The following is an 8207-nucleotide window of genomic DNA, read 5'->3' as shown; positions in this document are numbered from 1 at the left end:
CGGCCACCGCGGCCGGGACCGCTCCCGCCGCGCCACCGGGCCGGCTGCTGCGCCGCCGACGCGCGCTGCGCCGGTTCGCCGCGGCCATGCACGCCGTCCATCCGGTGCGCGACGGCTGGCAGACCTGGCTCGGCGACGACACACTGGTCTGCCGCTGCGAGGAGGTCACGGCGGGCGAGGTGCGGGCCGCGGTCGACGAGCTCGGCGCGACCGATCCGCGGACCGTGAAGCTGTTGAGCCGGGCCGGCATGGGATGGTGTCAGGGACGGGTGTGTGGGTACGCCACCGCCTGCCTCACCGCGTCGGCCACCGGGTCGGCGCCTGACCTGCGGGGGGTGAGCGAACGGCCGATCGCCGCTCCGATCTCGCTCGGCCGGCTGGCGGGCGACGCCGGTCACACCGGACAACAGTGACATTTCACATGTCACTAAGATATTCTGCAGGAAGCACTCGACGACGACGTCCGACGCCCGGCGGGCCGCTCGTCGACGGACCACCCCGCACCGAACCTGGAAGGCTCACGCATGTCTGACGTCGATTCCGCCGTCGGCGCGGCGGCCGAGGCCGCCGAGCCGTTCGAGCAGGCCGGCCGCGCCCACAGGGCCGACGCCCTGGACGCTGTCGCCGCCGCGCTCGAGGACGACCGCGACGCCATCGTCTCCACCGCCGACGACGAGACCGGGCTGGGCGCCACCCGGCTGAACGGCGAGCTCACCCGCACCACGTACCAGCTGCGGCTGTTCGGCGAGGTGCTGCGCGAGGGCTCGTACGTCGAGGCCACCATCGACCACGTCGGCGACACCCCCATGGGCCCGAAGCCCGACCTTCGCCGCATGCTCGTCCCGATCGGCGTCGTCGGCGTCTTCGGCGCCAGCAACTTCCCGCTCGCGTTCAGCGTGCCCGGCGGCGACACCGCCTCGGCGCTCGCGGCCGGCTGCCCCGTCGTCGTCAAGGCGCATCCGTCGCACCCGCGGACCAGCCGGCGCACCTTCGCCGCCATGCGGGCCGGGCTCGCCGAGGCCAAGCTCCCCGAGGGCACCCTCGGCCTGGTCGAAGGGCTCGAGGCCGGCAAAGAGCTGGTCAGCCACCCGGACGTGCGCGCCGTCGGCTTCACCGGCTCGACCCGCGGCGGACGCGCCCTGGCCGACCTCGCGGCCGCGCGGCCGCAGCCGATCCCGTTCTACGGCGAGCTCGGCAGCCTGAACCCGCTGGTCGTGACGCCGGAGGTGGCGGCCGGCCGGGCCGAGGAGTTCGCCGCCGGCTACGTCGGTTCCATCACCATGGGCGTCGGCCAGTTCTGCACCAAGCCCGGCCTGCTGTTCGCGCCGGCCGGCGCCGGTGGCGACGAGCTGCGCGCGGCGCTGGGCGCGAAGCTCGCCGAGGTCCCGGCCGGGCGGATGCTCAACGACTCCATCCGCGACGCCTTCCAGCAGGAGACCGAGCGGCGGCGCGCCGACGGCCGGCTGCGCACGCTCGGCGACGGCCGGGGCGACGACCCCGCGCTCGGCCGCCCGGTGGTGTTCTCGGTGGCCGCGGCCGACCTCGACGCCGAGCTGCTGGAGGAGTGCTTCGGCCCGACGGCGCTGGTCATCGAGTACCGCGACACCGACGAGCTGCTCGCCGCGCTCGACCGCCTCGAGGGCCAGCTGACCGCCACCGTGCACGCCGGCGAGGGCGAGACCGAGCTCGTCGGCCGGCTGCACGCGACGCTGCGCCGGCGGGCCGGCCGGCTGCTGTTCGGCGGCTTCCCGACCGGTGTCGCCGTCACCTGGGCCATGCAGCACGGCGGGCCGTACCCGTCGGCCACCCTCAGTGCGCACACCTCCGTCGGACCGACCTCCATCCGCCGGTGGCTGCGGCCCATCGCCTATCAGAACGCACCCGAGTACGTGCTCCCGGACGAACTTCGGGACGCGAATCCGGGCATTCCGCGACGAGTGGATGGCATTCTGCAGACCTGATTTTTGATACCTAGTCCGCATTACCCTGTTCTCGACACTTGAGTGAAATGTTATATAGTATAGAAATGGAGCCTCGCATGAACGGTCGTGAAAAGCCTTGGCACGGCGTTCTGGTTGCCACCCCGACGTTCTTCCGTGACGACCTGTCGGTCGATTTCGACCGGTACGCCGACCACGTCCGCTGGCTCGCCGAAGGCGGCTGCCACGGCGTCTGCGTCAACGGGTCGCTCGGCGAGTACCAGGTGCTGACCCCCGACGAGCGGGCCAAGATGGTCGAGGTCGCGGTCGAGGCGGCGCCCGAGGGCTTCACCGTCATGGCCGGCGTCGGCGCCTACGGCGCCCGCGAGTCGCGTCAGTGGGCCGAGCAGGCCGGCGAGGCCGGCGCCGAGGTCGTCCTCGCGCTGCCGCCGAACGCCTACCGCGCCGACGAGCGCTCGGTCATCGAGCACTACCGCGAGATCGCCAAGGCCGGCCTTCCGGTGTCGGCGTACAACAACCCCATGGACACCAAGGTCGACCTCACGCCGGCACTGCTGGCCGAGCTCTACAACGAGGGGCTCATCGTCGGCGTCAAGGAGTTCACCGGCGAGTCGCGTCGCGCCTACGAGATCGCCGAGCGGTCGCCCGGGCTGGACGTCCTCATCGGCACCGACGACTCCGTCGTCGAGGTGGGCCTGGCCGGCGCGAAGGGCTGGATCTCGGGTTTCACCAGCGTGTTCCCGCGCGAGAGCGTCCGGCTGTACGAGGCCACGCTGGCGCACGACCTCGACACCGCCCTGCCGCTGTACCGCACGCTGCACCCGCTGCTGCGCTGGGACTTCCACACCGAGTTCGTCCAGGCCATCAAGCTCTCGATGGACGTCCTCGACCTCGGCGGCGGTCCGGTGCGGCAGCCGCGGCAGCCGATGCTGCCCGAGAACGCCGCCCTGATCCGCGAGCTCACGCTGCGCATCGCCGCGGAATTCTCCTCGGCGAACGTAGCCTGACAGCGCAGACCACCGAGGAGTACCGACGATGCGATCCAAGCGGATCTTCCACACCGTGGAATCGCACACCGAGGGCATGCCGACGCGCGTCGTCACCGGCGGCGTCGGCACCCTCCCCGGCGCCACCATGGAGGAGCGGCGCCAGTGGTTCATCGCGCACTCCGACCACCTGCGGCGGCTGCTCATGTTCGAGCCGCGCGGGCACTCCGCCATGAGCGGCGCCATCCTCCAGCCCCCCACCCGGCCCGACGCCGACTGGGGGGTCGTCTACATCGAGGTGTCCGGCTGCCTGCCGATGTGCGGGCACGGGACCATCGGCGTCGCGACCGTGCTGGTCGAGACCGGCATGGTCGAGGTGACCGAGCCCGTCACCACGATCCGGCTGGACACCCCGGCCGGGCTGGTGGTCTGCGAGGTCGCCGTCCACGACGGCGCCGCCGAGGCCGTCACCATCCGCAACGTCCCGGCCTACACCGACCGGCTCGACGCGAAGGTCGACGTGCCCGGCTGGGGCACCGTCACCTACGACCTCGCCTACGGCGGCAACTTCTACGCCATCCTCGACGCCGGCCAACTGGACCTGCGCGTCGACGTCGAGCAGAAGGACCGGCTGCTCGCCGCCGGGCTGGCCATCATGGACGCCATCAACGAGCACGACGCGCCCGTCCACCCGGAGAACCCGGACATCAACGTCTGCCACCACGTCCAGCTGGTCGATCCCGGTTCGGACGCCCGCCGGTCGCGGCACGCGATGGCGATCCACCCCGGCTGGTTCGACCGCTCACCCTGCGGCACCGGCACGTCGGCGCGCATGGCCCAGCTCTTCACCCGCGGTGAACTGCCGCTCGACACCGATTTCGTCAACGAGTCGTTGATCGGCAGCCGATTCGTGGGCCGCCTCGTCGGCGAGTCGACGGTCGGAAACCTTCCCGCGGTGATACCTACAGTCACCGGACGCGCTTGGTTGACAGGAACGGCACAGTACTTCCTCGACCCGACAGATCCCTTTCCCGAGGGCTTTCTCCTTTAGGGTTGAAGAGGTGGGATATCTCGCACGAACGCGACGTCGCCGTGACGTTCGGCCGCCGTGCAACACCGGAGGGACCACAGATGGCTGAACTACGGCAGTTGGCGCTGCCGTCCTTCGCACGGCGGATGAGCGTCAGAGAAGAGGTCGCCGACGCACTGCGCGGCGCCATCGTGTCCGGCGAGATGAAGCCCGGGGAGCTGTACTCCGCCCCCGGGCTCGCCGAGCGCTTCGGGATCTCCGCCACCCCTGTGCGCGAGGCGATGCTCGACCTCGTCAAGCAGGGCCTGGTCGAGGTCGTGCGCAACAAGGGCTTCAAGGTCACCGACATGTCGGAGACCGACCTCGACCAGATCACCCAGATCCGCGAGCTGCTCGAGCCGCCCATCGCCGCCCAGGCGGTCTCGGCCATCTCCGCGCAGGAACTGTCCCACCTGCGCAACCTCGCCGCGGCCATCGTCGACGCCGCCGCCGAGAGCGACCTCATCAGCTACATCGGCGCCGACCGCGAGTTCCACGTGCGGCTGCTGTCGGCCAGCGGCAACCAGCGCCTGGTCCGCATCGTCGAGGAGCTGCGCGCGCAGACCCGCCTCTACGGGCTGTCCTCCCTCGCCTCGACGGGGCGGCTGGTCGCCAGCGCGCGCGAGCACCTGCAGATGTGCGACCTCATCGAGGCCGGCGAGGCCGAGCAGCTGCAAGAGCTCATGCGCACCCACATCGGCCACATCAGGCGCGAGTGGGCCGGCCGGGAGGGCTGAGCCCTCTCGCCGCGTGAGAGCGCTCTCACGCACGACTTATCGGGGATTCAGGGGCCGGCGGCGGGCTCGTAGCAGCCCCCGGCCCGAGGCCTCGGCCGGTGGAGGCCACAGCTGCCGATGACGATCCGAGCGTGTTGACGCCAGCGCCAACAGTTGGCGTCCTGGTCAACACGCCGAACGACAGACCCGCCGGCGGGCCGCGTCGTTCCGGTCGGAGTCCGCGGTCACCGCGTGGCTGCACCGCATCGTCGTCAACGCCTGCCTCGGGAGCGGGAGGTCACGAGTGGGCGGTGCCCTTGACGCCCCTTTCGTCCGATCAGTACCATGTCACATCTTTCATCGCTGTTACCGTTAACAGCGTCCGGCTCCTCCCCGGACAAGGAGAACCACATGACCAAGGACCTGTCCCGGCGCACCGTTCTACGCTTAGGGGCTCTGGCGGCCGCCGCGCCGGCCGTCGGCACCATGGCGGCCGGCAGCGCCGGCGCCGCACCCGGCAACGCTCCCGCCGCCGGCGCGACCACCCCCACCAGCCTGCCGAGCCTGCCGATCGCGGACAGTTGGCAGGTGCGTCCGTTCACGCTGAGCCAGGTGACGCTGGGCGACAGCGTCTTCAAGGAGAAGCGGAACCGGCTGCTCCACTACGCCCGCGAGTACGGCCCCAGCGTCGTCAACGGCGTGCGCGACGACCAGCGCGGACCCGACCGCATGCTGCGCAGCTTCCGGGTGACGGCCGGCCTGGACCACAAGGGCGTGAACCCGATCGGCAGCTGGGAGTCGCCCGACGGCAACCTGCGCGGCCATTTCAGCGGGCACTTCCTGACGCTGCTCGCGCAGTCGTGGGCGTCGACAGGCGAGCAGATCTTCAAGGACAAGCTCGACTACATGGTCGACGGTCTCGGCGAGTGCCAGGACGCGCTGGCCGCGCAGGCCGCGCGTCCCACGCCGCGGGTACCCGGCCGGAACGGGACCGCGATCCGGTTCACCGGCACCCCGAACGGCCACATCACCGGCGACGCCGACTACGTCGAGCTCCCGGCCGGCATCGTCAGCGGCCTCACCGACTTCACCGTCGCCGCATGGGTGAACCTCACCGTGCGCGACGACAACGCCCGGCTGTTCGACTTCGGCCACCCGGGCAGCGCGGCGTCTGACTCGCTGTCGCGGATGTACCTGTCCGTGCACAACGACACCGGCCCGCGCTTCGCCATCACCACCGGCGGCGCGGCCGGCGAGCAGCGGGTCCAGGCGACGACGGCGCTTCCGGCCGGCGAGTGGGCGCACGTGGCCGTCGTCAAGTCCGGCGGCACCGGCACCATCTACGTCAACGGCGTCGCGGCCGGCAGCGCGGAGCTGAGCCTGTCGCCGGCGGACCTGGGCGTCACACCGGCCAACTGGCTCGGCCGGGCGCAGTTCCCGCAGGTCAACATCAAGTTCCTGAACGGCCTGGTGGACGAGTTCCAGCTCTTCGGACGCGGCCTGAGCCCCGCCGAGGTCGCCGCCGTCGTCGCCGATCCCGCGTCGCCGGGCACCGACGACCTCGTCGCCTGGTACCGCTTCGACGAGGCGCCGGGACCGACGATCACCGACTCCTCCGGGCGCGGCAACCACGGCGAGTTCTTCGGCGCGACGGACGGCCGCCGGCACCCCGGCTTCCTGTCCGCCTACACCGAGGCGCAGTTCATCCGGCTGGAGGAGTTCACCACCTACAGCGGGACCGGCATCTGGGCGCCGTACTACACGCTGCACAAGATCATGCGCGGCCTCATCGACGCGCACCATCTGGCCGGCAGCGAGCGGGCACTGGAGATCGTCCTGAAGATGGGGGACTGGGTGCACAGCCGGCTGTCGCGGGTGCCGCGAGAGAACCTCAACCGGATGTGGTCGCTGCACATCGCCGGCGAGTTCGGCGGGTCGAACGAGAACCTGGCGCATCTGGCCGCGATCGCGACCGACCCCGAGCGGGCGGCCCGGTACCTCGTCGCCGCGAAGGCCTTCGACAACCGGCGGACGGTGTTCCCGGCGACGCTGGAGAACCGCGACGTGCTCACCGGCATCCACGTCAACCAGCACGTGCCGCAGTTCACCGGCTACCTGCGCATCTACGAGCAGGACACCGAGGCCAACGCCGAGTACTACACCGCGGCCGAGAACTTCTGGCACATGATCATCCCGCACCGGATGTTCAGCCACGGCTCGGCCGGCGGCCAGTACGGCGAGGCGCCGGGCCGGCCGGCGAACACCAACCCCGAGCTGTTCCAGCCGCGTGGCGACATCTCCGAGTCGCTGCACTACCAGAGCGCGACCTCGGGCACCTCCAGCGGCGGCGGCGAGACCTGCTCGACGTACAACCTGCTCAAGCTCACCCGGAACCTGTACTTCCACCACCCCGACCCGAAGTACATGGACTACTACGAGCGCGGCCTGACCAACCACATCCTGGGCTCGCGCCGCGACAACGACAGCGCCAGCGACCCGCAGGTGACGTACTTCCTGCCGGCCCACCCGGGCGCCACCCGCGGCTTCGGCAACAACGGCACCTGCTGCGGCGGCACCGGCATGGAGAACCACACGAAGTACCAGGAGACCATCTACGCGCAGTCGGCCGACGGGTCGGTGCTGTACGTGAACCTCTACATCGCCTCCACCCTGAACTGGGCGGAGAAGGGGTTCACGGTCACCCAGGTGACGGACTTCCCGCGCCAGGAGTCGACGTCGATCACCGTCGACGGCAGCGGCCCGCTCGCCGTCAAGCTGCGGGTGCCGTTCTGGGCTCGGCGCGGCTTCACCGTGACGGTGAACGGCGCCGCCGTCGACGCCGCGGCCGAGCCGGGCACGTACCTGACGCTGGAGCGCACCTGGGCGCCGGGCGACCGCATCGACGTCACCATGCCGTTCAGCCTGCGCACGGAGCGCGCGCTGGACGACCCGCAGGTCGAGAGCATCTTCCACGGCCCGCTGGTGCTGCCGGCCCTCAACCGGTCGCGCGAGTGGCGGCAGTTCTCCTTCTACCCGCACCTCAAGCTCGACGGCGACCTCGCGGCGGCCGTCGAAGCGCTGGAGGAGCCGAACTTCTTCAGCACGCACGACCACACGCTGCGGCCGCTCTACGTCGGCATCAACGACGCGCACCATGTGTACTACAAGCGGGTCGAGCCCAAGGTCGTGTTCGGGTCGGTCGACTCCGGCGTGTCCAACGAGGCCCGCGACGACGACGGCGACAGCTTCCTCGACAAGGTCTGGGCGGCCGCGCCGTTCCCCGACCACGGCCGCTTCATCCGCCGGGTCGAGGAGGTGTCGGCGGAGTGGGTCGCGGCCGGCCGGTTCAGCCGGCGCGACCGGCAGGACGTGATCGTGGCGGCCTCGCGGGCGCAGGCGGACCTCCGGCTGTCGTGACGGCTGCCGTGACGGCGCGGTGACCGCGCCCGTCTGATCCGGCGCAGGTGGGCCGGCCCGGGACCGCAGCCCGGGCCGG

At 71.1% G+C, this 8207-nt stretch carries 6 protein-coding genes and 1 pseudogene; all 7 read left to right on the top strand.

Going from position 1 to position 8207, the window contains the following annotated elements; all coding sequences use genetic code 11:
- Window positions 1-413: (2Fe-2S)-binding protein (locus tag DY240_RS25690; RefSeq protein WP_199702430.1), on the top strand; the 413-nt coding region annotated here is incomplete at its 5' end.
- Window positions 414-524: 111 nt separating this feature from the next.
- Window positions 525-1961, top strand: a complete 1437-nt coding sequence (locus tag DY240_RS25685; RefSeq protein WP_119662532.1) for an aldehyde dehydrogenase (NADP(+)) — start codon at window positions 525-527, stop codon at window positions 1959-1961.
- 77 nt (window positions 1962-2038) lie between these two features.
- Entirely contained in the window at window positions 2039-2947 is a 909-nt protein-coding gene (locus DY240_RS25680; RefSeq protein WP_119662531.1) for a dihydrodipicolinate synthase family protein, read from the top strand.
- A 28-nt stretch (window positions 2948-2975) separates the two neighbouring features.
- The gene (locus DY240_RS25675; protein WP_119662530.1) at window positions 2976-3977 is read left to right on the top strand and encodes a proline racemase family protein; all 1002 of its coding nucleotides are present in this window, start codon (window positions 2976-2978) and stop codon (window positions 3975-3977) included.
- An 80-nt stretch (window positions 3978-4057) separates the two neighbouring features.
- Complete coding sequence (locus DY240_RS25670) at window positions 4058-4732, top strand: GntR family transcriptional regulator (protein WP_119662529.1); 675 nt, start codon at window positions 4058-4060, stop codon at window positions 4730-4732.
- A gap of 190 nt (window positions 4733-4922) precedes the next feature.
- Window positions 4923-5015 (top strand): annotated as a pseudogene (locus DY240_RS34230) (RNA polymerase sigma factor SigM); the annotation flags it as partial.
- 107 nt (window positions 5016-5122) lie between these two features.
- Window positions 5123-8128 carry a beta-L-arabinofuranosidase domain-containing protein gene (locus tag DY240_RS25660; protein ID WP_119662528.1) on the top strand — a complete coding sequence of 1002 codons (3006 nt, stop codon included), beginning with the start codon at window positions 5123-5125 and terminating at the stop codon, window positions 8126-8128.
- The last annotated feature ends 79 nt before the right edge of the window (window positions 8129-8207 follow it).

Origin of the sequence: Jiangella rhizosphaerae, assembly GCF_003579925.1 — a bacterium.
GTDB lineage: Bacteria > Actinomycetota > Actinomycetes > Jiangellales > Jiangellaceae > Jiangella > Jiangella rhizosphaerae.
Note: the sequence above shows the minus strand (reverse complement) of the source record. Positions and strands in the feature narration are given on the sequence as shown.

Coding starts and splice junctions, on each gene's coding strand:
- DY240_RS25685 (WP_119662532.1), top strand. CDS start 525: ATGTCTGACGTCGATTCCGCCGTCGGCGCGGCGGCCGAGGCCGCCGAG.
- DY240_RS25680 (WP_119662531.1), top strand. CDS start 2,039: ATGAACGGTCGTGAAAAGCCTTGGCACGGCGTTCTGGTTGCCACCCCG.
- DY240_RS25675 (WP_119662530.1), top strand. CDS start 2,976: ATGCGATCCAAGCGGATCTTCCACACCGTGGAATCGCACACCGAGGGC.
- DY240_RS25670 (WP_119662529.1), top strand. CDS start 4,058: ATGGCTGAACTACGGCAGTTGGCGCTGCCGTCCTTCGCACGGCGGATG.
- DY240_RS25660 (WP_119662528.1), top strand. CDS start 5,123: ATGACCAAGGACCTGTCCCGGCGCACCGTTCTACGCTTAGGGGCTCTG.